This is a genomic window from Bradyrhizobium sp. WBOS07 (assembly GCF_024585165.1).
In the GTDB taxonomy this organism is placed as follows: Bacteria; Pseudomonadota; Alphaproteobacteria; order Rhizobiales; family Xanthobacteraceae; genus Bradyrhizobium; species Bradyrhizobium japonicum_B.
Genome location: NZ_CP029008.1, coordinates 6,204,469 through 6,228,452 on the forward strand (window position 1 = coordinate 6,204,469; position 23,984 = coordinate 6,228,452).

General features: G+C 65.2%; 17 protein-coding genes. 11 read left to right on the plus strand and 6 right to left on the minus strand.

The features are described from left to right. The first annotated feature begins 192 nt into the window (after positions 1-192). From DCM79_RS29425 to DCM79_RS29470, 10 genes are all read left to right on the plus strand, one after another. On the plus strand, positions 193-1,773 hold the full coding sequence (locus tag DCM79_RS29425) for a Do family serine endopeptidase (protein ID WP_257177555.1): 1,581 nt from the start codon (positions 193-195) through the stop codon (positions 1,771-1,773). A gap of 275 nt (positions 1,774-2,048) precedes the next feature. Next, complete coding sequence (locus DCM79_RS29430; RefSeq protein ID WP_049820256.1) at positions 2,049-2,729, plus strand: response regulator transcription factor; 681 nt, start codon at positions 2,049-2,051, stop codon at positions 2,727-2,729. A 202-nt stretch (positions 2,730-2,931) separates the two neighbouring features. After that, on the plus strand, positions 2,932-4,182 hold the full coding sequence (locus tag DCM79_RS29435; RefSeq protein ID WP_257177556.1) for a TetR/AcrR family transcriptional regulator: 1,251 nt from the start codon (positions 2,932-2,934) through the stop codon (positions 4,180-4,182). Positions 4,183-4,386: 204 nt separating this feature from the next. Next, on the plus strand, positions 4,387-5,619 hold the full coding sequence (locus tag DCM79_RS29440; protein ID WP_257177557.1) for a branched-chain amino acid ABC transporter substrate-binding protein: 1,233 nt from the start codon (positions 4,387-4,389) through the stop codon (positions 5,617-5,619). Between the two features lie 114 nt (positions 5,620-5,733). Continuing rightward, positions 5,734-6,681 (plus strand): branched-chain amino acid ABC transporter permease, encoded by a 948-nt coding sequence (locus tag DCM79_RS29445; protein ID WP_036005767.1) that lies wholly within the window; start codon positions 5,734-5,736, stop codon positions 6,679-6,681. An 8-nt stretch (positions 6,682-6,689) separates the two neighbouring features. Continuing rightward, positions 6,690-7,988 carry a branched-chain amino acid ABC transporter permease gene (locus DCM79_RS29450; RefSeq protein ID WP_257180880.1) on the plus strand — a complete coding sequence of 433 codons (1,299 nt, stop codon included), beginning with the start codon at positions 6,690-6,692 and terminating at the stop codon, positions 7,986-7,988. Continuing rightward, on the plus strand, positions 7,985-8,734 hold the full coding sequence (locus tag DCM79_RS29455) for an ABC transporter ATP-binding protein (protein WP_028135442.1): 750 nt from the start codon (positions 7,985-7,987) through the stop codon (positions 8,732-8,734). Before DCM79_RS29450 ends, DCM79_RS29455 begins: the two co-directional genes overlap by 4 nt. Then, positions 8,734-9,429, plus strand: a complete 696-nt coding sequence (locus DCM79_RS29460) for an ABC transporter ATP-binding protein (protein ID WP_028135443.1) — start codon at positions 8,734-8,736, stop codon at positions 9,427-9,429. The genes DCM79_RS29455 and DCM79_RS29460 overlap by 1 nt, the downstream gene beginning before the upstream one ends. A 406-nt stretch (positions 9,430-9,835) precedes the next feature. Continuing rightward, positions 9,836-11,296 (plus strand): HAMP domain-containing sensor histidine kinase, encoded by a 1,461-nt coding sequence (locus DCM79_RS29465; RefSeq protein ID WP_257177558.1) that lies wholly within the window; start codon positions 9,836-9,838, stop codon positions 11,294-11,296. Beyond that, complete coding sequence (locus DCM79_RS29470) at positions 11,293-14,277, plus strand: bifunctional [glutamine synthetase] adenylyltransferase/[glutamine synthetase]-adenylyl-L-tyrosine phosphorylase (RefSeq protein WP_257177559.1); 2,985 nt, start codon at positions 11,293-11,295, stop codon at positions 14,275-14,277. The genes DCM79_RS29465 and DCM79_RS29470 overlap by 4 nt, the downstream gene beginning before the upstream one ends. Here DCM79_RS29470 and DCM79_RS29475 read toward each other — a convergent pair. From DCM79_RS29475 to DCM79_RS29495, 5 genes are read right to left on the minus strand one after another with little or no spacing between them, the layout of a single operon-like run. Continuing rightward, positions 14,237-14,467 carry a formate dehydrogenase subunit delta gene (locus DCM79_RS29475; RefSeq protein WP_257177560.1) on the minus strand — a complete coding sequence of 77 codons (231 nt, stop codon included), beginning with the start codon at positions 14,465-14,467 and terminating at the stop codon, positions 14,237-14,239. The two genes, DCM79_RS29470 and DCM79_RS29475, sit on opposite strands and share 41 nt — an antisense overlap. Further along, the gene (gene fdhD / locus DCM79_RS29480) at positions 14,457-15,284 is read right to left on the minus strand and encodes a formate dehydrogenase accessory sulfurtransferase FdhD (RefSeq protein ID WP_257177561.1); all 828 of its coding nucleotides are present in this window, start codon (positions 15,282-15,284) and stop codon (positions 14,457-14,459) included. Before fdhD ends, DCM79_RS29475 begins: the two co-directional genes overlap by 11 nt. Before the next feature lie 5 nt (positions 15,285-15,289). After that, positions 15,290-18,163 (minus strand): formate dehydrogenase subunit alpha, encoded by a 2,874-nt coding sequence (fdhF, locus tag DCM79_RS29485; RefSeq protein ID WP_257180882.1) that lies wholly within the window; start codon positions 18,161-18,163, stop codon positions 15,290-15,292. 10 nt (positions 18,164-18,173) lie between these two features. Next, positions 18,174-19,730, minus strand: coding sequence for an NADH-quinone oxidoreductase subunit NuoF (locus tag DCM79_RS29490; RefSeq protein ID WP_257177562.1), 1,557 nt, complete (start codon positions 19,728-19,730; stop codon positions 18,174-18,176). Continuing rightward, positions 19,727-20,203, minus strand: a complete 477-nt coding sequence (locus tag DCM79_RS29495; protein ID WP_257177563.1) for a formate dehydrogenase subunit gamma — start codon at positions 20,201-20,203, stop codon at positions 19,727-19,729. The genes DCM79_RS29490 and DCM79_RS29495 overlap by 4 nt, the downstream gene beginning before the upstream one ends. Positions 20,204-20,426: 223 nt before the next feature. On the opposite strand from DCM79_RS29495, the gene DCM79_RS29500 reads away from it, so the two are divergent. Then, positions 20,427-21,320: a LysR family transcriptional regulator gene (locus tag DCM79_RS29500; RefSeq protein ID WP_028135446.1), complete on the plus strand. Its 894-nt coding sequence runs from the start codon at positions 20,427-20,429 to the stop codon at positions 21,318-21,320. Between the two features lie 172 nt (positions 21,321-21,492). Here DCM79_RS29500 and DCM79_RS29505 read toward each other — a convergent pair whose 3' ends face one another. Beyond that, the gene (locus DCM79_RS29505; RefSeq protein ID WP_257177564.1) at positions 21,493-23,823 is read right to left on the minus strand and encodes a PAS domain-containing sensor histidine kinase; all 2,331 of its coding nucleotides are present in this window, start codon (positions 23,821-23,823) and stop codon (positions 21,493-21,495) included. Positions 23,824-23,984 lie beyond the last annotated feature (161 nt).

Genomic DNA, 23,984 nt, shown 5'->3' on the forward strand with positions numbered 1-23,984 from the left:
CGGGAACTCGCGTTAAGTTCCTGTGGAATCACAATTTTCGGGCTGCGATGAACTGCCGCATCCGCGTTGCGGCTTCATTACGAAAGTTTAACCCCGCCGCCAGCGCACGGTAAGGCGGGAGCCCCCATCTTCAGGTCCGTAAGGTGCCGCCCTCAGGCATCACATGGATTTCAAGGCCCTGGAGATCTCTGCATGTCCGACCGTATCGACCTCTCGAACCTTCCGTCCTACCGGCAGCCGCGCCGGTCGGTGTTCTCCGCGCGCAGGCTCGCGCTGATGGCCACGGTCGTCGCCGGCCTTGGCGCCGCCGTCTATGGCTTTGGCACGTCGACCTCGCCGGCCGACCTGTTCTCGAGCCCGGCGCATGCGCAGGTCAACACCGAGGTCCGCAAGGTCGAGCGACCCATCGGCTTCGCCGATGTTGTCGAGCGCGTGAAGCCGTCGGTGATCTCGGTGAAGGTCAATATGAAGGAAAAGACTGCGAGCAACGATGACGGCGACGATTCCTCCTCGCCGTTCCAGCCGGGCTCGCCGATGGAGCGTTTCTTCCGCCGCTTCGGTGGTCCGGAGGGTTTCCCCCCGGGCATGAAGGGCGGCCGCGGCCGCGTGGTGCAGGGCCAGGGTTCCGGCTTCTTCATCTCGGCTGACGGCTTTGCCGTGACCAACAATCACGTGGTCGACGGCGCCGACAAGGTCGAGGTCACCACCGACGAGGGCAAGACCTACACCGCCAAGGTGATCGGCACCGACCAGCGCACCGACCTCGCCTTGATCAAGGTCGAGGGCAGCTCGAGCTTCCCGTTCGCCAAGCTCGCCGACAGCAAGCCGCGCATCGGCGACTGGGTGCTCGCCGTCGGCAATCCCTTCGGTCTCGGCGGTACCGTGACCGCGGGCATCGTTTCGGCGAGCGGCCGCGACATCGGCAACGGTCCCTATGACGATTTCATCCAGATCGACGCGCCCGTGAACAAGGGCAATTCCGGCGGTCCGGCCTTCGACACCAACGGCGAGGTGATGGGCGTCAACACCGCGATCTACTCGCCCTCCGGCGGCAGCGTCGGCATCGCGTTCTCGATCCCGGCGAGCACGGTGAAGAGCGTGGTCGCCCAGCTCAAGGATAAGGGTTCGGTCAGCCGCGGCTGGATCGGCGTGCAGATTCAGCCCGTCACCTCCGACATTGCCGACAGCCTCGGCATGAAGAAGGCCGAAGGCGCGCTGGTGGCGGAGCCGCAGGCCAACGGTCCGGCCGCGAAGGCCGGCATCGAATCCGGCGACGTGATCACGGCGGTCAACGGCGAATCCGTCAAGGACGCGCGCGAGCTTGCCCGCACCATCGGCGGCATGGCGCCCGGCGCGACCGTGAAGCTCAACGTGCTGCACAAGGGTCAGGACAAGGTCGTCAACCTCACCCTCGGCCAGCTGCCGAACACGGTCGAGGCCAAGGCCGACAACGACAATGACAGCGGCAAGGGTGCGAGCAAGGGCACCGATGTGCCCAAGCTCGGCATGACTGTCGCGCCCGCCAATTCCGTGGCCGGCGCTGGCAAGGAAGGCGTCGTCGTCACCCAGGTCGATCCGAAGAGCGCCGCGGCCGAACGCGGCTTCAAGGAAGGCGACGTGATTCTCGAAGTCGGCGGCAAGAGCGTCGCCACCGCCGGCGAAGTCCGCGATGCCATCAACACGGCGCGGACCGACAACAAGAACAGCGTCCTGATGCGCGTGAAGAGCGGCGGCCAGTCGCGCTTCGTCGCGGTGCCTCTCGCCAAGGGGTAAGCCTTCAGGAGGCTCATCGAGATGAAGGGTGTCGCCGGCATCAGTCGCCCCCGCCGCCGGCGCCCTTCGGGGAAGCAGCGTAACGTCAGCTTCCCCCTGCTACCTTCCGGTGGAAAAACGCCCCCCTCCGTCGGAAGGCCTAGGGCGGTGAAGTCCCCCCAGCTTCACCGCCCGCCTTTTTCTCCATGCCAGCGTCTCTCCCTCAGCTTGCATGGGATCGCCGCTCGCGCCATGTTTAGAGAAGGTTGACCTCCTTGACCGCCGCCGAACGCACGATGCGCCTCCTCATCATCGAAGACGACCGCGAATCCGCCGACTATCTCGTGAAGGCGTTTCGCGAGGTCGGACACATTGCAGACCACGCCGCCGACGGCGAGGAGGGCCTCGCCATGGCCGAGAGCGGCGATTACGACGTGCTGGTGGTCGACCGCATGCTGCCCAAGCGCGACGGCCTGTCGCTGATCGGCGCGCTGCGCGACAAGGGCAACACGACGCCGGTGCTGATTCTCTCCGCGCTCGGGCAGGTCGACGACCGCATCAAGGGCCTGCGCGCTGGCGGCGACGATTATCTGCCGAAGCCTTATTCGTTCGCCGAGCTGCTGGCCCGGGTCGAGGTGCTGTCGCGCCGCCGCGGCGGGCCCGCCGAGGACACGCTCTACCGCGTCGGCGATCTCGAGCTCGACCGGCTCTCGCACCGCGTCGCCCGCGGCAAGGACGAGCTGACCCTGCAGCCGCGCGAATTCCGCCTGCTCGAATATCTGATGAAGCATGCCGGCCAGGTGGTGACGCGCACCATGCTGCTCGAAAATGTCTGGGACTATCATTTCGATCCGCAGACCAACGTGATCGACGTGCACATCTCGCGGCTGCGCTCCAAGATCGACAAGGGATTCGAGCGGCCGCTGCTTCACACGATCCGCGGCGCCGGGTACATGATCCGCGACGGGATGCGATAAGGCGAACTCGCCCGTTGCGCCGATCGACTTGCGGCGCCCTAGCGCCTGCAATCATCGGCTGCGTCACCGGCCTGCTGCTCCTGCCCGGACGTTGTCGGACGATATTGGCCGACCCCCTCATCGGATGGCAAGAATACCCGACGTGTGGTAGGGGACATCCCACCTGGATGAATCCGTCCCCGATCAGGAAGGATATTCAAGCTTGCAAGTCGCCGCCTTCCCGTCCGACCGAGCTGAAGAGATCCTCGTGTCGGCTTCCAGGCTCTTTGCCCGCCATAGCTATGCCAACGTGACGATGGAGCAGGTCGCAGCCTCGGTGCGATCGGTGCCGGGAGCGCTGTACCACTATTTCCGCGACAAGGAAGACCTGATCTTTCACTGCTACCTGCGCGGCCTTGCGCTCTACAGGCACGAAATCGAGACCGCGGCCGAGCCCGGGATCGACGGGCTCGAGGTCGTCAGGCGATTTATACGTGCCCGGCTGCGGCCTGAAGGCCAGCGCATGATCCTGTTCACCGACATCGATGCACTGGCCGCGTCCTACAGCAACGATGTGCACGCCAGGCGTTGGCAGAATGCCGCGCTGCTGGCCGGTATTCTGAAGCGTGGCGTTGCCGACGGCTCGATAGCCTGCGAGGAGCCGCTCCTGACGGCCGTCGCCCTCATCTCCATCCTGGATTGGGTGCCGTTCTGGTTCTCCGAGCGCGACTACTATTCGCGCCAGCAGGCGATTGATGCGATTGATGACATCATCACGCATGGAGTTTATCGGCGTGAGATTGCCTTGCCGGATATGCCTGAAGCGCCGAGCCTGGCACCGTTTCTCCAGTCCCGCTCCAAATTGAACAAGCGCGCCGCAAAGCTGGACAGGATGCTCTCAATTGCCTCTGACAGTTTCAACCGAAGGGGAGCGTCCGGCACATCACTCGAGAGCATCGCGGCGGACGCCGGCATGACCCGTGCCGGCATCTACTATCATTTCAGCGAAAAAGAGCGCCTCTTGCTGGCTTGCTTGCGAAGAGGCCTGGCCGGCGAGATCGGCATTCGAGAGTATCTGCAGGACCTCGGGCTCGGGCCGTTCGATTATGTCGTTCAGAGAGTGCGTCTGTTGTTGATGCTGCACGACACTCCTTGCGGGCCCAAGGCGACCTACCACAACATCAACTATCTCAACGACGTCGACCGGAAGCACTATGTCGGGCAGGTGCTCGCGACGATCGGGCAGGACCAGAGAAATCATCAGCGTTGGATCGAGGAAGGATATTTCCGGAGCGTCGACACCCACTTCGCCGAACGCGTTCTGACTGGAATGGGCCACTGGTACCCGATCTGGTTCAGGGGCGAGCGGAGCTGGTCTCCGATGCAGATTGCCGATCATTTTTCGCGGCTGTTCCTCGCGGGACTCAAGCCGCGTCGCGGGGTGGTAATAAGCAACCAATCAGCCGCAGATTGAGCGCAGGATTGAGGTCAAAAACTTGCCTGTGAATTCAATGTTTCGGAAGCGCGCGGTGGCTTCCCAAGTTTAAGCCACAATTATTTCTTGCGCCAAAACTTTACACAGTATTCAATGTTCGGGTACCGAAAGCTGGCGCGACCGACGTTGTGAATCAGCTTCGATCGCCAAGGAACAAGAACACGCAAAAGGGAGAAGGCCAGGATGCACAAGCTCGTAATTGCTGCGGCGGCAGCGCTGACGATGCTGGGAGGAGCAGCATACGCGCAGGAAACCATCAAGCTCGGCTACATCGATCCGCTGTCCGGCGGCGGCGCCAGCATCGGTGAAGGCGGCTTGAAGACGTTCCAGTATCTGGCCGATGAGATCAACGCGAAGGGCGGCATATTGGGCCGCAAGATCGAGATTCTGCCCCTCGACAACAAGACCAACCCGCAGGAAAGCCTGGTGCAGGCGCAGAAGGCCATCGACGCCGGCGCCCGCTTCATCACTCAAGGCAATGGCTCGTCGGTCGCCGCAGCGCTGTCCGACTTCGTCACCAAGAACAACACGCGCAATCCCGGCAAGGAAGTGCTCTACTTCAACTATGCCGCCGTCGATCCGAGCCTGACCAACGAAAAATGCAGCTACTGGCATTTTCGCTGGGATGCCAGCTCCGACATCAAGATGGAAGCGCTCACCAGCTATATGAAGGATGTCCCCGCGATCAAGAAGGTGTACCTGATCAACCAGGACTACTCCTTTGGCCAGTCGGTGCGCGCTGACGCGCGCAAGATGTTGGGCGCCAAGCGGCCCGACATCCAAATCGTCGGTGACGAATTGCATCCGCTGCTGAAGATCACCGACTTCTCGCCTTATATCGCCAAGATCAAGGCTTCCGGCGCCGATAGCGTCGTCACCGGCAATTGGGGCCAGGACATCGCCCTGCTGCTCAAGGCTGCTGCCGACGCCGGCCTGAAGGTCAATTGGTACACCTACTATGCCGGCGGCGCCGGTGGTCCGACCGCGATCAAGCAGACCGGTCTCGACCATCAGGTGTTCCAGATCACCGAGGGCTTTGCCAATTCCGGCCATCAGCCGGCGATGGATTTCGAAAAGGCTTTCCGTGCCAAGGTCAATATGTCGCTGTGGTATCCGCGTGCGGTCAACGAGATGCGCATGTTCAAGGCCGCGGCCGAGAAGGCCAACTCGCTCGACCCAGTGAAGGTCGCAGCAGCCCTCGAGGACCTCAAGTTTGAGGTGCTGGATGGTGGAGAGGGCGTGATGCGTAAGGACGATCACCAGTTCTTCCAGCCGATCTACATCTCCTCCTTCGGCAAGCTCGCCGCAAACGAGCCGTTCGACGAGGAAGGCACCGGCTGGGGATGGCACCTGGTTTCCAAGATCGACACTTCCAAGACGATGGTTCCCACGACCTGCAAGATGACCCGGCCGTAAGCTGGACCGGCTTCGCCTTCCCGCAGCCGGCAGCGGCTCGCGGGAAGGTCGCTGTTCGCATGCCTGCCGACGATTTGCCGAGGCTGTTCTGTCCCGGCCAGAGGTGTGAATATTGTGCTTGAACTGATCGTTATATCGACGCTGAACGGTCTTCTGTTCGGCATGCTGCTGTTCCTGCTGTCGAGCGGCTTGACCGTCATCTTCAGCATGATGGGGGTGCTCAACTTCGCCCATGCCAGCTTCTACATGCTCGGCGCCTTCTTCGGCTTCCAGCTCACCAAATGGATCGGCTTCTGGCCGGCGCTGTTGCTGGCGCCGCTGCTGGTCGGCGCGATCGGCATGGCGGTCGAGCGCTACGGCCTGCGCAATACGCACAAGCACGGCCATGTGGCGGAGTTGCTCCTGACCTTCGGTCTTGCGTTCGCGATCGAAGAAATCGTGGCGATGATGTGGGGCAGGAGCCCCGTCGACTACCGCGTGCCGGCGCTGCTCGACTTCCCGGCCTTCACGATCTTCTCGACGAATTATCCCGCCTACAAGATTTTCATGCTGGCGGTATCGATCCTGATCTTCATCGTGCTGCTGATGGTGCTCAAGCGCACGCGGGTCGGTCTGATCGTTCAGGCCGCGCTGACGCATCCCCACATGGTGGGGCATCTCGGTCACAATGTCGGACGCATATTCATGCTGGTGTTCGGCGTCGGCAGCGCGCTGGCGGGAATTGCCGGCGTGATCGCAGGTCCCGCGCTGGTGACGCAGTCCGATATGGCCGCGGCTCTGGGACCGATCCTGTTCGTGGTCATCGTGTTCGGCGGCCTCGGCTCCTTGCCGGGCGCCTTCATCGCCTCGCTGGTGATCGGCCTGATCCAGACCTTTGCGGTGGCGCTGAACGGTTCGCTGGCGAGCGCGTTCGGTCCGCTCGATCCGTCGGCGGGGCCGTCCGTGCTCACCGACATTTGGAACGTCACCATCGCCCAGGTGGCGCCGATCGTGCCCTACCTGCTGCTGGTGATCATTCTGATCGTACGCCCCATGGGCCTGATGGGGACGCGCGAGACATGAACTCGAAGATGACATCGACATCGGCATCGACATCGACAGTCGCCGAGAAGTCGGCCGGCGACGGCTTGCGCTTCTACGGCATATGGCTTGCCGGCATCGCCGCGCTGATCGTGCTGCCGCTGATCTTCTCCTCCGGCGGCTCGTTGACGTCCTTCAGCCTGATCGGCATCGCGATCGTGTTCGCGCTGTCCTACAACATCCTGCTCGGCCAGACCGGCCTCTTGTCGTTCGGCCATGCGGTGCATTACGGCCTCGGCGGCTTCGCTGCGTGCCATATGATGAATGCGGTGGTCTCGCACGGCTGGCCCATCCCGCTACCTTTCATTCCGCTGTTCGGTGGGCTCGGCGGCCTCGCTTTCGCGATCGTCATCGGCTGGCTGATGACCAAGCGGGCCGGCACCGTGTTCTCGATGATCTCGCTCGGCATTGCCGAGCTGGTGGCATCGTCCTCGCTGATCCTGCGTTCGGTGTTCGGCGGCGAGTCCGGGATATCGACCGACCGAACCGCTTTGCCGAAGATCCTCGGCTTGAGTTTCGGCCCGCAGCTTCAGGTCTATTATCTGATCGCGTTCTGGCTGGTCATCGCGGCCATCGCGATGTATGCGCTGACGCGGACTCCGCTGGGGCGGATCAGCAATGCGGTGCGGGACAACCCCGAACGCGTCCAGTTCATCGGCTATGATCCGCACGTGGTCCGCTACATCGCCTTCTGTTTTGCCGGCTTCTTCGCCGGCGTGGCGGGGGGACTGGCCGCGATCAACTTCGAGATCGCCAACGCCGCCTATCTCGGCGCGATCCAATCCGGCCTCGTGCTGTTCTCGACCTTCATCGGGGGCGTCGCCTTCTTCTTCGGGCCCATCCTGGGTGCAATCCTCGTGACCTATCTTCAGCTTGGGCTGACCAGCGTCACTGGCGTCTGGCAGCTCTATTTCGGCATCATCTTCATCGGCATCGTGATGCTGTCCCCCGGCGGCATCGCCGGGCTCATCATGATGCACCGGCCGCTTGTTCGCGCCGGAACTCTGCCGACGGTGATTCCTTCCTATCTGCTCGCGGCGGTGCCGACCTTGGCACTGGCTTGCGGCGTGATCCTGACGATCGAATCGATTGCACGCACGCATAGCGGTCAGGGCAGTCCGATCAACCTGTTCGGCATTGCCTTCAACCCGGCGTCGCCGGTGACTTGGGCGAGTGCGGCGATCCTCGTCGCCGGTGGCTTCTTCGTCGCGCGCCTGAGCTGGCGGCGGGTCGGCGAGGCATGGGACCGCGCGGCGACGGTCGCGCGCGACCGGGGGTATCTGGCATGACGGCAGCGATCGAAGTCCGCGCTGTCGAAAAGCGCTTTGGCAATGTCGGCATCATCCGCGATCTCAATCTCAGCATCGCGCAAGGTGAGCGTCACGCCATCATCGGTCCGAACGGTGCCGGCAAGTCGACGACGTTCAATCTCATCAGCGGCCATATCAAGCCGACCTCGGGCGAGGTGAGGCTGAACGGCGATGTGATCTCCGGCCTCAGGCCGTTCGAAATCAATCGGCGCGGTCTGTCGCGCTCGTTCCAGGTCACCAACGTATTCGCGCGCATGTCGGTGTGGGAGAACGTCCGCTGTGCCGTGCTGTGGGCGACGGGGCACCGTTACGCCTTCTGGAAGAACGTCGACAGCCTGCCGGAGGTGCGCGAGCGCACGGCGCAGATCCTCGACGACATCCATCTGACGCATCGGCGCGATGTTCCGGCCGGCTTGTTGACCTACGCCGAGCAGCGCGAGCTGGAGATCGGAATCACCATCGCCGGCGGCGCAACGGTCGTGATGCTGGACGAACCTACGGCGGGCATGAGCCACGCCGAGACCGAGCGCGCGGTGGCGTTGATCCGGCGCCTGACCGAGGGCAAGACCCTCGTCATCGTCGAGCACGACATGAGCGTCGTGTTCGGCCTGGCCGACCGCATTTCCGTGCTGGTCTACGGCCACATCATCGCTTCCGGCACGCCGGAGGAGATCCGGCGCGACCCGAAAGTCAAGGAAGCCTATCTCGGCGAGGAGGCGCACTGATGCTCGAGGTCAGGGACCTGCACGCCTATTACGGCAAGAGCCACATTCTCCAGGGCGTCGATCTCGACGTTGCCGCGGGCGAGGTCGTTAGCCTGCTCGGCCGTAACGGCGTTGGACGTTCGACCACGGTCAAGGCGATCATGGGCGAGGTTGCTCCGCAAGGCACGATCCGCTTCAAAGGCAAGGACATCGCCGGGCTGCCGAGCTACAGGATCGCGCGCCTCGGTCTCGGCTATGTGCCGGAGCATCGGGACATCTTTCCGGGACTGACGGTCCGCCAGAATCTGCTCCTCGGCATCAAGGATACGCGACGTCCCGGCAAATGGCAGCTTCAGGACATGCTCGACATGTTTCCGAACCTTGCCGCGCGTGCGGATACGCCTGCAGGGGTGCTGTCAGGCGGCGAGAAGCAGATGCTCACGACTTGCCGGACCCTGATGGGCGATCCGGATCTCATCATGATCGACGAGCCTACCGAAGGTCTCGCCCCGTTGATCGTACAGCAGGTCGGCGATCTCATCGCCCGCATTGCGCAGGCGGGCGTTGCGATTCTGCTCGTCGAGCAGAAGCTGTCGATTGCGATGAAGATCTCCAACCGCGTCTACGTCATGGGGCACGGTCGTGTGGTCTTCGAAGGTACGCCCGAGCAGCTGAGATCAAACAGCGACGTTCGCGCGCAATGGCTGGAAGTGTGAGGGGGCGTCCCCGGTGGCGCGCGTCCCTTTGTTGGCGGATTTGACGGCAGTGCGCTGATGGCGCCAACAGGGCGTTGGCCCGGAACGACTGATGTTCCTCAGCGTGGCCGGGAGGGAAGGCCCACAGCCGATCACTACCCCGGCGTCCGGCCAGCCAGGCCTTACCCCAGTATCCCATGGACGCGAGCTTGCCGGGAATTAACTTGGTTCCGGTCGAGTGCCCCTTTAACGTTCCCCGTCCGCTTATCACCTGCCGTCACGGATGGCTTTGCGCATCAGTCGTCCCAAGGGACCTGTGGGCAGGGACCACAATGTATGAAGCTATGTTATTGCAAACAAAGCGGAAATGCGAGAAGTGACGATGCTCGTGATGGCAAGCCCGGTCTTGAAACTGGACACATGATCCGTGACGGCATTCGGTAAACTCGTCCGCACCACGGCGTTCCGGCTCACGCTGGTCTATCTGCTGCTATTCGCGATGTTCGCGGCCTCGCTGCTGGCCTATTTCGCCTGGAATACGCGGCGGCTGATCACCGAGGAGATCACGCAGACCGTCAATGCCGAGACCTCGGAGATCAGCGAGATCTATGGCCGCCGCGGCCTGCGCGGCCTCGTGCTCGCGATCGAGTACCGGGCGCTGCGGCCGGGCGCCAACCTCTATCTCGTGACCACGCCGACCGGGCAGGCGATCGCCGGCAATGTCGGCTCGTTGGCGCCCGGCGTGATGGCGACGCGTGGCTGGTCGGAGACCGGCTACCGGCGCCTCGAGGACGCCGACGACCGCGACCATCGGGCGCTGGTGCGCGTCACCGAACTGGAGAACGGCTTTCGCCTCCTGATCGGCCGCGACCTCGCCGAGCGGCGACGGCTGTTCGGCATCGTCGCCAAGGCCGCGCAATGGTCGATCCTGATCGTCGTCGTGCTCGGTCTCGGCGGCGGCGTCTTCGTCGCGCGCCGCGTGCTCCGGCGCATCGACGCCATGACCGGGACCGCGCAGCGCATCATGACCGGCGATCTCAGCGAGCGCCTGCCGGTCGGGCGCAGCGGCGATGAGCTCGATCGCCTCGCCGAGAACCTCAACGCCATGCTGGAACGGATCGAGGCGCTGATGGCGGGGCTGAAGGAGGTCTCCGACAACATCGCCCATGATCTCAAGACGCCGCTGACGCGCCTGCGCAACCGCGCCGAGGAGGCGCTGGCGCGTTCGGAGGGCGAGGCCGACTACCGGGCGGCGCTGGAGCGCACCATCGAGGAATCCGACGGCCTGATCCGCACCTTCAACGCGCTGCTGATGATCGCGCGCGCCGAGTCCGGGCAGGCGCGCGGCAACATGGATGATTTCGACGCGGCCGAGGTTGCCAATGGCATCCACGAGCTCTACGAGCCGCTCGCCGAGGACGACGGCATGACCTTGAAGGTCAGGGCCGAGCCGACGCCTGTTCACGCCAACCGCGAATTGGTCAGCCAGGCGCTCGCCAATCTGGTCGAGAACGCGATCAAATACGGCAAGCCGGTGGCGCAGACCGGCGGTACCGTGGTCAGCATGGACGCCCGGCCGATTCTGATCGAGGCTCGGCGCGAGGGCGACCAGGTGCTGCTCAGCGTCACCGATCGCGGTCCCGGCATTCCCGAGGCCGACCGCAAGCATGCCGTCGAGCGATTCGTGCGGCTGGAAGCGAGCCGCACGCTGCCGGGCTCGGGGCTCGGCCTCAGCCTCGCTTCTGCGGTTGCGACATTGCATGGCGGTGAGTTGAGGCTGGGCGACGCCCAGCCGGGCCTCGTCGCCACGCTGGTACTGCCCGCGCGGGCCGATGCCGGCGACAGGGTTGCTCCGCCAATGCCGGATGTGCCACAGAAGGTGGCATGAACCACTCCGCGCCGGGAAACGCGGACAAGCATGGCGAGAGGCTGGCCGCGCGCTTCGCGGAAGCTCCCCATATTGCCGCTTCCACAACCGACAAACGACGTCTTGAAAGCTGGCTGAGCGAGCTCGAGCCGGCCCAATCGGCTCGTCTCGAAGCGCTGCTGGCGCATCCCTTTGCGAAGGACATCCTGGCCGGTATTGCGGAATTCTCGCCCTATCTGTTCGATCTGGTGCGCGCCGACGCGGTGCGCCTGATCCGGCTGCTCGAATGCGATCCGGATGCGCATCTGGCGGAACTCATCGCGGACGCCAGGGCTGCGGTGCTCGCGGCAGCGGACGAGGCCGAGGTGATGCGGCTGCTTCGCCGCATGAAAGCGGAGACCGCGCTGCTGACCGCCTTGTGCGACATCGGCGGGGTCTGGCCGGTGATGCGGGTGACGGCGGCGCTGACCGATGTCGCGGTGTCCTCGGTGCAGGCGGCGCTGCAATACCTGCTGCGGCAGGAAGCCGCACGCGGCAAGCTCTCGCCGCCCAATCCCGAGGCGCCCGAAGAGGGCTGCGGGCTGATCGTGCTCGCCATGGGCAAGATGGGCGCGGCCGAGCTGAACTATTCCAGCGACATCGATCTCATCGTGTTCTTCGATCCCGATGCGACGACGCTGGCGGCAGACATCGAGCCGCACCCGTTCTTCGTCCGGGTCACGCAGGGGATGGCGCGCATCCTGCAGCAGCGCACCTATGACGGCTATGTGTTTCGCGTCGACCTGCGTCTGCGGCCTGATCCGTCCTCGACACAGGTGGCGATCTCGCGCGACGCCGCGCTGAACTATTACGAGCGCGAAGGGCGCACCTGGGAGCGCGCTGCGATGATCAAGGCGCGTGCCTGCGCCGGCGATGCCCGGGCGGGCGAGGCGCTATTGGCCGAGATCGCGCCGTTCGTCTGGCGCAAGCATCTCGACTTCGCCGCGCTCGCCGACGTCCACGACATGAAGCGGCAGATGCAGACCTATCGCGGCCAGAGCGAGGTCGCGGTGGAGGGGCACAACGTCAAGGTCGGCCGCGGCGGCATCCGCGAGATCGAGTTTTTCGCCCAGACCCAGCAATTGATCGCCGGCGGCCGCCATCCGGAATTGCGGGTTCGGCCGACGCTGAGGGCGCTCGACATTCTCGCTTCCAGCAACTGGATCACCCCGGCCGCGCGCGACGAGCTGACCATTGCCTACGAATTCCTGCGCCGGGTCGAGCATCGCCTCCAGATGATCGCCGACGAGCAGACCCATGCGCTGCCCGAAGACAAGGAGGCGGTCGAGCGCTTTGCGCGCTTCTTCGGCTATCCGGATCGCGAATCCTTTGCGGGCGACCTGCTGCGGCAGCTCAAGATCGTGCAGGGGCACTACGAGAAGCTGTTCGAGGGCGACGATCCGACCGGCACGGCCAGTCTGCCGGCGCTCGACTACAGCGCCGGTCCCGACGATCCGCGCCTGCTCCAGCACTTGGCGACGCTCGGCTTCAAGAAGCCTGCCGCGTTGGCGCAGACCGTGCGCGACTGGGTCACCGGCGACTATCGCGTGTTCCGCAACGAGGCGACGCGGAATGCCTTCGTCGAATTCGTGCCGGCCCTGATCGACGGACTTGCCCATGCCGAGGAGCCGGACCGCGCCGTCGTCGCCTTCGATCAATTCCTGGGGGCCTTGCAGCGCGGTGGCCGGCTGTTCACGCTGCTCGGCCAGAATCGCGACCTCGTCGCGCTGGTGGCGCTGGTGCTGGGCGCGGCACCCCGGCTCGGGGAGATGCTGGCACGGCAGCCGCAGCTGATGGACGGCCTGATCGATCCGCGCTTCTTCGGCGCCATGCCGGACCGCCAGGAATTGTCGGGACGGTTGGCCGCGACCGTGCAGGATGCCGGCTCATATGAAGAGTTTCTCGATCGCCTGCGCCTGTTCGGACAGGAGAGCCTGTTCCTGATCGGCACGCGAATTCTCTCCGGCACCGTCTCGGCGCAGCAGGCCAGCACGGCCTTTGCCGACGTCGCCGAAGGCATCGTCCATACCGTGCACGGCCTCGTTGCCGACCGCTTCGCCGCCCAGCACGGCCGCATCAAGGGCCAGGAGACCGCGATCATCGCGATGGGGCGGCTCGGCAGCCGCGAGATGACGGCCTCGTCCGATCTCGACCTGATCCTGCTCTACGATTTCGACAGCGAGCATCCCGACTCCGACGGGCCGAAATCGCTTCAGGGTGCGCATTATTTTGCACGGCTGACCCAGCGCCTGATCAGCGCGCTCACGACGCGCACCAATTACGGCGTGCTGTACGAGATCGACATGCGGCTGCGTCCCTCGGGGCGCGCCGGCCCTGTGGCCTCGAGCCTGGTCTCGTTCGCGGATTACCAGGCCAACGAGGCCTGGACCTGGGAGCACATGGCCCTGACGCGCGCCCGCGTCGTGTCGGCTTCGCCCGAATTCCGCCAACGCATCGAGCGCGTCATCCGCGACGTCCTGACCCGCCATCGCGATCCCGCCATCACCGCCAACGACGTCGCCGACATGCGGCGCGCCATCGCCCAGGAGAAGGGCGAGGCCGATTGCTGGGATCTCAAGCATGCCGCCGGCGGCATGGTCGACATCGACTTCATCGCGCAATATCTCCAGCTCGTGCATGCGCACGACAAGCCGGAGATCCTGGACGTCAGCACCCTGCAGGTGCTGGAGAACGCATGCCGGCTCGGCGTCCTTCCGCAATCGGAGACCGAGATCCTGCGTGCCGCCGCGCGGCTCTATCACGACCTGACTCAGATCCTGCGGCTGTGCGTCAGCGACCGCTTCAAGCCCGAAACCGCGGGCACGGATCTGCAGCGCGTGATGGCGCGCGCCGGCGATGCGCCGGATTTCTCGTCGCTGGAGGCGCGCGTGAAGGAGACTCAGGGCGAGGTGCGGCGCGTGTTCAGGGCGCTGCTGGAAGCGACGCAGCCTGCAACGAGATGAGCGCCTCGCGGACGTCGGGCTCCAAGCCCGCGCCGCCGGCGTCGAGATGAGCGAAGATCGCGCGCTTCATCCGGGGGTCCCAGAACTTCTTGATGTGCTCGGCAATCCCCGGCACGGCCTTGCCGTGGCCCTGGCTGCGGAAGAACGTGCCGATCTGGTTGGCCATGTAGATCAGGCGGTCAAGCGACATCGGCAACCTCCGTGGCATGGCGAGCGGCGATCCGGCTGCCGTGCGTGAATATCTCGAACCCGTCCTGCCGGGCGATCGCGACCAGCGTGATGCCGGCGGCTTCCGCCGAGCGCACCGCGAGCGCAGTCGGTGCCGAGACCGCGACCATCACCGGCGCGCCGATCGCGGCGGCCTTCTGCACCATCTCGACCGAGACGCGGCTCGTCAGCAGTACCAGGCCGCCGCGAGGATCGGTGCGGCTACGCGCCAGTGCGCCGGCGAGCTTGTCCAGCGCGTTGTGACGGCCGACGTCCTCGCGCAGCGCGACGATGCTGCCGGCAGGGGACCAGAACGCGGCGGCGTGAACGGCGCGGGTCTGCAGGTTGATCGATTGCAAGGGCGCGATGGCCTGCATCGCCGCCATGATCTGTTCCGGCGTGAAGCTCTGCCCTTGCGGCACCACCGCCGCGGGCCGCACGGCTTCGGCGATGGACTCGATGCCGCAGATGCCGCAGCCGGTGGGCCCGGCGACATGGCGACGGCGCTCGCTGATGCGGGCAGCTTCATCCGGTGCCAGCCACATCCTGAGCTCGATGCCGTCGTCAAGGCGAACGATGTCGAGCGACTTGATGTCGTCGACCGACTTGATGATGCCCTCGCTCACACTGAAGCCGACCGCGAAATCTTCCAGGTTCTGCGGCGTCCCCATCATGACGGCGTAGGTGCCGCCATTATAGGTCAGCGCCAACGGCGTCTCCTCCGGAATGAAACGCGTTCCTTCGGACGCCACGCCGTTGCGCCAGATTCCGCGATCGATCGCCTGAACCGCGACGTGCATACGAATCACTCCGCCGCTTCGGCCGGCACGATGCGGCGGGATTGCCGCGCCTGCGCGTCATAGGCCTTCTGCCAGTCGGACGGGCCGTTCGAGGGTGAGACCTGCACCGCCGTGACTTTGTATTCGGGACAATTGGTCGCCCAGTCCGAATAATCCGTCGTGATGACGTTGGCCTGCGTGTCCGGATGGTGGAAGGTGGTGTAGACGACGCCGGGCGCCACGCGATCGGTGATCTCCGCGCGCAGCGTGGTCTCGCCGGCGCGGCTCTTCAGCCGGACCCAGTCGCCGTCACGCACGCCGCGCTGCTCGGCATCGTGCGGGTGGATCTCGAGGCGATCCTCGGCATGCCAGACCACGTTGTCGGTGCGCCGCGTCTGCGCGCCGACATTGTACTGGCTAAGGATGCGCCCCGTGGTGAGCAGCAGGGGATAGCGCGGGCCGGTGCGCTCGTCGGTCGCGACATATTCGGTCACGACGAACTTGCCTTTGCCGCGGACGAAGCCGTCGATATGCATCACGGGCGTGCCTTCGGGGGCCTTCTCGTTGCAGGGCCATTGCACCGAGCCGAGCTCATCTAACTTGGCGTAGGAGACCCCGGCAAAGGTCGGCGTCAGCGCCGCGATCTCGTCCATGATCTCGGACGGGTGGCTGTACTTCATCTCGAAGCCCATCGCCTTGGCAAGGCCGATCGTGACCTCCCAGTCGGCCATGCCGTTCTTCGGCGTCATCACCTTGCGCACGCGCTGGATGCGGCGCTCGGCGTTGGTGAAGGTGCCGTCCTTCTCCAGGAAGCTCGAGCCGGGCAGGAAGACGTGGGCGTAGTTCGCGGTCTCGTTGAGGAAGAGGTCGTGAACGATGACGCATTCCATCGCCGACAGTGCCGCCACCACGTGGCTGGTGTTGGGATCGGACTGCAGGATGTCCTCGCCCTGCACGTAGATCCCCATGAAGGTGCCTTCGACCGCGGCGTCGAACATGTTGGGAATGCGCAGGCCCGGCTCGGGGTTGAGCTTGACGTTCCACAGCGCCTCGAACTGGTCGCGCACGGCATCGCCGGAGATGTGGCGGTAGCCGGGCAGCTCGTGCGGGAACGAGCCCATGTCGCAGGAGCCCTGCACGTTGTTCTGGCCGCGCAACGGGTTCACGCCGACGCCCGGTCGGCCGATATTGCCTGTGGCCATCGCGAGGTTGGCGATCGCGATCACGGTGGTCGAGCCCTGGCTGTGCTCGGTGACGCCGAGCCCGTAATAGATCGCGCCGTTGCCGCCGGTGGCGTAGGTGCGGGCGGCCTCGCGCAGGTCCTTCGGATCGACGCCGGTGAGGATGGCGGTGGCTTCCGGGCTGTTCTTGGGCTGGGCGACGAAGGCCGCCCATTCCTCGAACTCGCTCCAGTCGCAGCGCTCGCGCACGAAGGCTTCGTTGACAAGGCCCTCGGTGACGATGACGTGCGCGATCGCCGTCATGACCGCGACGTTGGTGCCGGGCATCAGGGGCAGGTGCAGCGCCTTCACGTGCGGTGATTCCACCATCTCGGTGCGGCGCGGATCGATCACGATCAGCTTGGCGCCCTGGCGCAGCCGCTTCTTCAGGCGCGAGGCGAACACAGGATGGGCGGAGGCGGGGTTGGCGCCGATGACGACGACGACGTCGGTGTGCTCGACGGAGTCGAAGTCCTGGGTGCCAGCGGAGGTGCCGAAGGTGGTGGCAAGGCCGTATCCGGTCGGGGAGTGGCAGACGCGGGCGCAGGTGTCGACATTGTTGTTGCCGAAGCCGGCGCGGATCAACTTCTGCACCAGATAGGTCTCTTCGTTGGTGCAGCGGGACGAGGTGATGCCGCCGATGGCGTCGCGGCCGTATTTCTTCTGGATGCCGCGCATCCTGGCGGCGGCGAACGAGAACGCCTCGTCCCAGGACACTTCGCGCCAGGGCTCCTCGATCCGCTCGCGGATCATCGGTTTCAGGATGCGTTCCTTGTGGTTAGTGTAGCCCCAGGCGAAGCGGCCCTTGACGCAGGAATGGCCGCGATTGGCCTTGCCATCCTTGTACGGCACCATGCGCACGACTTCCTCGCCGCGCATCTCGGCCTTGAAGGCACAGCCGACGCCGCAATAGGCGCAGGTGGTGACGACGGAGTGCTCGGGTTGGCCGATCTCGATCACGGACTTCTCGGTCAGCGTCGCGGTCGGGCAGGCCTGCACACAGGCGCCGCAGGAGACGCATTCCGAACCGAGGAAGCTTTCGCTCATGCCGGGGGAGACGCGGCTGTCGAAGCCGCGGCCGGAGATGGTCAGCGCGAACGTGCCTTGCACCTCCTCGCAGGCGCGGACGCAGCGCGAGCAGACGATGCACTTGGAGGGATCGTAGGTGAAGTACGGGTTGGACTCGTCCTTCGGCATCCAATGGTCGTTGTCGCAGCCATGGGATTTGGCGAAGACGTGGTTCTCGCCCTCATAGCCGTAGCGCACGTCGCGCAGGCCGACGGCGCCGGCCATGTCCTGCAATTCACAATCGCCGTTGGCGCCGCAGGTCAGGCAGTCGAGCGGATGGTCTGAGATGTAGAGCTCCATCACGCCCTTGCGCAGCTTCTTCAGCCGCTCGGTCTGGGTGTGCACGACGAGGCCGTTCATGACAGGCGTGGTGCAGGAGGCCGGCGTGCCGGCGCGGCCCTCGATCTCGACCAGGCAGAGCCGGCAGGAGCCGAATGCGTCGACCATGTCGGTGGCGCAGAGCTTCGGGATCTGGTGGCCGGCATCCATCGCGGCGCGCATGATCGATGTGCCCTCGGGCACCGTGACCTCGTTGCCGTCGATGGTCAGCGTCACCATCGTTTCCGATTTGGAAGCCGGCGTGCCGTAGTCGATTTCTTCGATCAGAGACATCATCGTTCTCCTATTCCGCGGCCTGAAGCGTGGCCGGGGAGGGGACGAAATCCTCCCGGAAATGCTTCAAGGCACTGAGCACGGGGTAGGGCGTGAAGCCGCCGAGTGCGCAGAGCGAGCCGAATTTCATGGTGTTGCAGAGGTCTTCCACGAGCGCGATGTTTTCGCTGACGCGTTCGCCGTTGATGATCTTCTCGATGGTCTCGACGCCGCGGGTCGATCCGATCCGGCACGGCGTGCACTTGCCGCAGGATTCGATCGCGCAGAACTCCATGGCGAAGCGCGCCTGCCGGCGCATGTCGACGCTGTCGTCGAACACGACGATGCCGCCATGGCCGATCAGGCCGTCGCGAGCGGCAAAGGCCTCGTAGTCGAACGGCGTGTCGAACAGCGCACGGGGGAAATAGGCGCCGAGCGGCCCGCCGACCTGCACGGCGCGAACCGGGCGGCCCGTGAATGTGCCGCCGCCGATATCGTCGACGAGCTCGCCGAGCGTCACGCCGAACGCCGTCTCGAACAACCCGCCGTGGCGGATGTTGCCGGCGAGCTGGATCGGCATCGTGCCGCGCGAACGGCCCATGCCGAAATCCGCATAGGCCTTGGCGCCTTCGGCGAGCACGAAGGGAACAGCCGCGAACGACAGCACGTTGTTGATGACGGTCGGCTTGCCGAACAGGCCGTGATGCGCCGGCAGCGGCGGCTTGGCACGCACGATGCCGCGGCGGCCTTCGAGGCTCTCCAGCAGCGAGGTCTCCTCGCCGCAGACATAGGCGCCGGCCCCGACGCGGACTTCGAGATCGAAGCTGTGGGTGGAGCCGCCGATCCCGCCGCCAAGATAGCCGCCGCGCCTGGCCGCGACGATGGCCGCGTTCATCGCCTCGACCGCGTGCGGATATTCGCTGCGGATATAGATGTAGCCCTTGGTCGCGCCGACGGTGAGACCGGCGATGGTCATGCCCTCGATCACCAGGAACGGATCGCCTTCCATGATCATGCGGTCGGCGAAGGTGCCGCTGTCGCCCTCGTCGGCGTTGCAGACGATGAACTTGCGGTCGGCCCTGGCCTGGGCGACGGTCTTCCACTTGATGCCGGTCGGGAAGCCCGCGCCGCCGCGGCCGCGCAGGCCCGACGCGGTGACTTCGTTGAGGATGGCATCGGGTCCGAGCGAGAGCGCGCGCTCAAACCCCTTGTAGCCGCCATGGGCGCGGTAGTCATCGAGCGAGCGCGGATCGATCACGCCGCAGCGGGCGAAGGTGAGGCGGGTCTGGCGCTTCAGCCAGGGGATCTCGTCGGTTGCCCCCAGCCGCAACAGATGCGGCGTGTTGCCGGCGAGCGCGTCGAACAGCGAGGGCACATCGGCTTCCGTCACCGGACCGAAGGCGATGCGGCCTTGCGGCGTCGCCACCTCGACCAGCGGCTCCAGCCAGTACATCCCGCGCGAGCCGGTCCTGACGATCTCGATCGCCACGCCGCGCTCGGCTGCCGCCTGCTCCAGCGCCAGGGCAACCTCGTCGGCGCCGACGGCGATAGCGCCGGCGTCGCGTGAGACGAACAAACGCACGCTCATCGCTGCGCCTCCGCAACCAGCGCATCGAGACGGTTCTGATCGAGCCGGCCGATCAGGCGGCCGTCGAGCATCGCGGACGGTGCGGTCGCGCACAGGCCGAGGCAGTAGATCGGCTCCAGCGTGACGCGATCGTCGGGCGTGGTGCTGCCGAGCGACACGCCGAGCTTCGCCTCGGCGCGTGCCGCCAGCGCATCGCCGCCGGCGGCCTGGCAGGCCTCCGCACGGCACAGCTTCAGCACATGGCGGCCGGCCGGCTTGTGGCGGAAATCATGATAGAACGTGAACACGCCATGCACCTCGGCGCGCGACAGGTTGAGCGCCTGCGCCACCATGGGGATGGCGGCCTGCGGCACATGGCCGAACGCCTCCTGCAGCGCATGCAGGATGACCAGCGTCGCGCCTTCCTGGTTGGCATGCTCGGCGATGATTTCGCCGCCTCGCGTCTCGTTCCAAGGCTCAAAAACCGCTGTCATTCTTCATTCTCAACCTGAGCGTTTCCTTCCGCGCAAACTAGTTGGAATCATTCGAAGATCAATAAAGCTGTCCCATGCTGCGATTGCGGATTCGGATCGATTTGCAAATGCTATCGGTCGATCCGAAACGGCAATTAAGGTCGTTCCGCCGGCCGGTTTTTGTGTGTTGTGAGGAGGCAGGCGTGCTAGCTTGCATGCCACGACAGAACTCGAGGACGACCGGTTGATCGACAAGCTTGAACTATTGCTGGCGCTGGCGAAGGAGCGGCATTTCGGACGTGCGGCGGAGGTCTGCGGCGTCACGCAACCGACGATGTCGACCGGGCTCAAGCAGCTCGAGGAGATCCTCGGCGTGATGCTGGTCCAGCGCGGGTCGCGCTTTCAGGGCTTTACGCCCGAAGGCGAGCGGGCGCTCGACTGGGCGCGGCGGATCGTGGGCGATGCCCGCGCGATGCGCGACGAGATCAACGGACTGAAGCATCAGCTCTCCGGCGAGATCCGCATCGCGGCGATCCCGACCGTGCTCGGCATGGTGGCGTCGCTGACGACGCCGTTTCGCGCCCGGCACCCCGAGGTGCGCTTCAGCATCCGCTCGACGACCTCGTCGGAGGTGCTGGGGCTGCTCGAAAATCTCGAGGTCGATGCCGGGCTGACCTATATCGAGAACGAGCCGATCGGCAAGGTGCGGACCATTCCGCTCTACAACGAGAGCTATCGCCTGCTCACCGCGCCGGACGCGATGTTCGGTGATCGCGAAACGGTGACCTGGACCGAGGTCGGGCAGGTGCCGCTATGCCTGCTGACGCCCGACATGCAGAACCGCCGCATCATCGACCGCGCGCTGCGCTCGGTCGGCGCGGAGGCGACGCCGACACTGACCTCGAACTCGCTGCTGGTCCTGTTCACGCATGTCAAGACGGGACGCTGGGCGAGCGTGATGCCGGCCAAGCTTGCCGAGACGCTCGGTCTTTCCGACACGGTGCGCTCGATCCCGATCGTCGAGCCCGATGTCAATTACAGCATCGGCATGGTGATCCCGCAGCGCGACCCGATGACGCCGCTGATCGCGGCGCTGGTCAACGTCGCGCGCGAAGTCGCGCCGACGCTGCAATTGTAGATTCGAGCAAGCGCCTCGTCCTTCGAGACGCCCGCTTCGCGGGCTCCTCAGGATGAGGCTCCCTTGCATCGGTGTTTGCTGAAGCTGCTGCCGCGTACGCAGACCTCATCCTGAGGGCCCGCCGGAGGCGGGCGTCTCGAAGAATGGCCGCAGGCGAGCGTCCCGCCGTGCGTTAAGCCGCGGCCGAAATCCCCGACGCCGCCTTGATCGCGTCGCGCGGCAGGGTGACGCGGACGACGGTGCCGACCTCGATCTTGGAGCGCAGCCGCATCGAGCCGCCGTGGAGCTGCGCCAGCGAGCGGGCGATGGCGAGGCCGAGGCCCGAGCCGTGATAAGTCTTGGTGAGCTGGCTTTCCACCTGCTCGAAGGGGCGGCCAAGCCGCGCCAGCGAGTGCGGCGCGATGCCGATGCCGGTGTCGGCGATCATCAGCACGATCCGGTCCTCGAGCTGACGGCTGCGCACCACGACGCGGCCGCCGTCGGGCGTGAACTTCACCGCATTGGAGAGCAGGTTGACGATGATCTGCTTGGTGGCGCGGCGGTCGGCGACGACGGAGATCGATTTTCCGATGTCGGCGTCGAGCGTAATGTGCTTGTCCTGGGCCCGGCCGGTGACGACCCGCAGAGATTCCGCCAGCGTCCGCGACAGGTCGAGCTGTTCCAGGTCGAGCTTCATGCGGCCGGCCTCGATCTTGGACATGTCGAGGATGTCGTTGATGACCTCGAGCAGGTAATGGCCGCTGGTCAGGATGTCCTGGCAATATTCCTGGTACTTTTCGCTGCCGAGGTCGCCGAACATGCCCGAGCCCATGATCTCGGAGAAGCCGATGATGGCGTTGAGCGGCGTGCGCAGCTCGTGGCTCATATTGGCGAGGAATTTCGACTTGGTCTGGTTGGCCTCCTCGGCGCGGGTCTTCTCGCGCTGGTACTTCTCGGCGAGATCGGCGAGCTCGACGGCCTGGCGCTCCAGCGCCGCCTGCGAGCGCTTCAGGTCGATGACGGTGGCGCGCAGGCGCAGATCGTTGTCGACCAGCTTCTGCTCGTGTTCCTTGATGCGGGTGATGTCGGTGCCGACCGAGACGTAGCCGCCGTCCTTGGTGCGGCGCTCGCTGATGTGGAGCCAGCTGCCGTCGTCGAGCTGCGCCTCGAAGGTGCGCGCGCCCGGGCCTTGGGCGACGGTCTCGTTGTGGCGGGTCCGCACCTCCCGCATGCGGCCGACCTCGAGTACGGTCTCGTAGGAGGTGCCGGGGATGACGGCGGTCTCGGGCAGCTTGTGCAGGCGCTGGAAGTGCGAGTTGCAGAGCACGAGGCGGTCGCTCGCATCCCACAGCACGAAGGCTTCCGGAATCGTCTCGATGGCGTCGCGCAGGCGAAGGTCGGCTTCTACCGTCCTCTCGGCGAGGCTCTTCTGCTCGGTGATGTCGACGGCGATGCCGATCAGGTGCACGCTGGAATCGGTGGCGCCACGGGTCTTCTCGCAGCGGACGCGGAGCCAGATCCAGTGGCCGTCGACGTGCTGCATGCGGAAGGTCTGGTCGATGTGGTCGATCTTCTCCGAGATGAGCTGATCGGCGATCGCGAACAGGTCGATGTCGTCGGACTTCACCAGCGCGTTGACTTCGCCGAAAGTGAGCAGCTCGTGGCGGCCGTCGAGGCCGAGCATCGAGAACATCGACTGCGACCAGAAGATCCGGCCGCGCGACAGGTCCCAGTCCCAGAGGCCGCAGCGGCCGCGGTTGAGCGCGGTGTCGATGCGGCCGCGCACGGCGTCGTTGATGAGGTCGCCCTCGCGGGCGCGGGTGGACTGCCAGTGGAAGGCGAAGCCGAGGATCAGGACGACGAATCCCGTGGTCGCCGACAGCGTCACCGAGAGCGCGGCGTCCGAGCCCCAGATCGGCTCGTTGCGCTCCTGGATCACGGTGACGAAGCCGGGCAGCGACTTGATCTGCCGCGAGGTCGCCATCGCGGCATTGCCGCTCGGCAGCGTCATGTCGGAGATGTTGCCGTCGCGGGTCGGCGCCGCGAGCAATTGTGCCGTCGTGATGGCGTCGAGCAGGCGGTCGTTGCCGGAAGGATCGCTGTCGACCGGGACGCGGGCGAGGACGCGGCGGTCGATCCCGGCCGAGGTGACGATGACGTGGCGGCCCGAGGCCATGCCCCAGGACGGGATCAGGTCCGGCAGCAGCGTCGGCAGGCTTTCGATGTTCTTGAGACGCTCCTGCCGCACCGAGGTGAGGCGGTCGATCCGGTCGGCCAAGAGATCGGCGAGCGCCGAGATGTCGTGGCGGATCACCAGCCGCTTCTGACGGGTCTGGTCGACCACCTGGACGAATGCGCCGAGGCAGATCGTGATCAGGAAGGCGATGATGAGCGTCGGCACGGCGCGACGAAGCGCCGGCTCAGCGATCAAGAGCCGATGATAGGCAGGTTTCGCGATCGATTGCGCCAATCCCTTGATCGAATCGGATTGGACGCACGCGTTCGCGGCGTCTGCACGCGACATGCCTTCGGCCCCCTGAAAACCAGCTTGCAACTGAAGTCCGGAAGCAGCCCCACATCGCTTCCGAATCACAGCGATTTGAATCCAGTTTTCGCGGGCTGTCGAGAGTCAACGAATCGTTAACGCGAAATTATTCTTATCCAATGCGCAGTTTGTGCGCCGCG

What these genes read in the sequence shown, in the direction of transcription:
- DCM79_RS29425 (WP_257177555.1), top strand. Translation starts at nt 193, where the DNA reads ATGTCCGACCGTATCGACCTCTCGAACCTTCCGTCCTACCGGCAGCCG.
- fdhD (WP_257177561.1), bottom strand. Translation starts at nt 15,284, where the DNA reads ATGCACGTCGCGGTTCAGGCGATCGATCGCGGAATCTGGCGCAACGGC.
- fdhF (WP_257180882.1), bottom strand. Translation starts at nt 18,163, where the DNA reads ATGTCTCTGATCGAAGAAATCGACTACGGCACGCCGGCTTCCAAATCG.
- DCM79_RS29460 (WP_028135443.1), top strand. Translation starts at nt 8,734, where the DNA reads ATGCTCGAGGTCAGGGACCTGCACGCCTATTACGGCAAGAGCCACATT.
- DCM79_RS29495 (WP_257177563.1), bottom strand. Translation starts at nt 20,203, where the DNA reads ATGACAGCGGTTTTTGAGCCTTGGAACGAGACGCGAGGCGGCGAAATC.
- DCM79_RS29505 (WP_257177564.1), bottom strand. Translation starts at nt 23,823, where the DNA reads ATGTCGCGTGCAGACGCCGCGAACGCGTGCGTCCAATCCGATTCGATC.
- DCM79_RS29430 (WP_049820256.1), top strand. Translation starts at nt 2,049, where the DNA reads ATGCGCCTCCTCATCATCGAAGACGACCGCGAATCCGCCGACTATCTC.
- DCM79_RS29440 (WP_257177557.1), top strand. Translation starts at nt 4,387, where the DNA reads ATGCACAAGCTCGTAATTGCTGCGGCGGCAGCGCTGACGATGCTGGGA.
- DCM79_RS29450 (WP_257180880.1), top strand. Translation starts at nt 6,690, where the DNA reads ATGACATCGACATCGGCATCGACATCGACAGTCGCCGAGAAGTCGGCC.
- DCM79_RS29475 (WP_257177560.1), bottom strand. Translation starts at nt 14,467, where the DNA reads ATGTCGCTTGACCGCCTGATCTACATGGCCAACCAGATCGGCACGTTC.
- DCM79_RS29470 (WP_257177559.1), top strand. Translation starts at nt 11,293, where the DNA reads ATGAACCACTCCGCGCCGGGAAACGCGGACAAGCATGGCGAGAGGCTG.
- DCM79_RS29490 (WP_257177562.1), bottom strand. Translation starts at nt 19,730, where the DNA reads ATGAGCGTGCGTTTGTTCGTCTCACGCGACGCCGGCGCTATCGCCGTC.
- DCM79_RS29455 (WP_028135442.1), top strand. Translation starts at nt 7,985, where the DNA reads ATGACGGCAGCGATCGAAGTCCGCGCTGTCGAAAAGCGCTTTGGCAAT.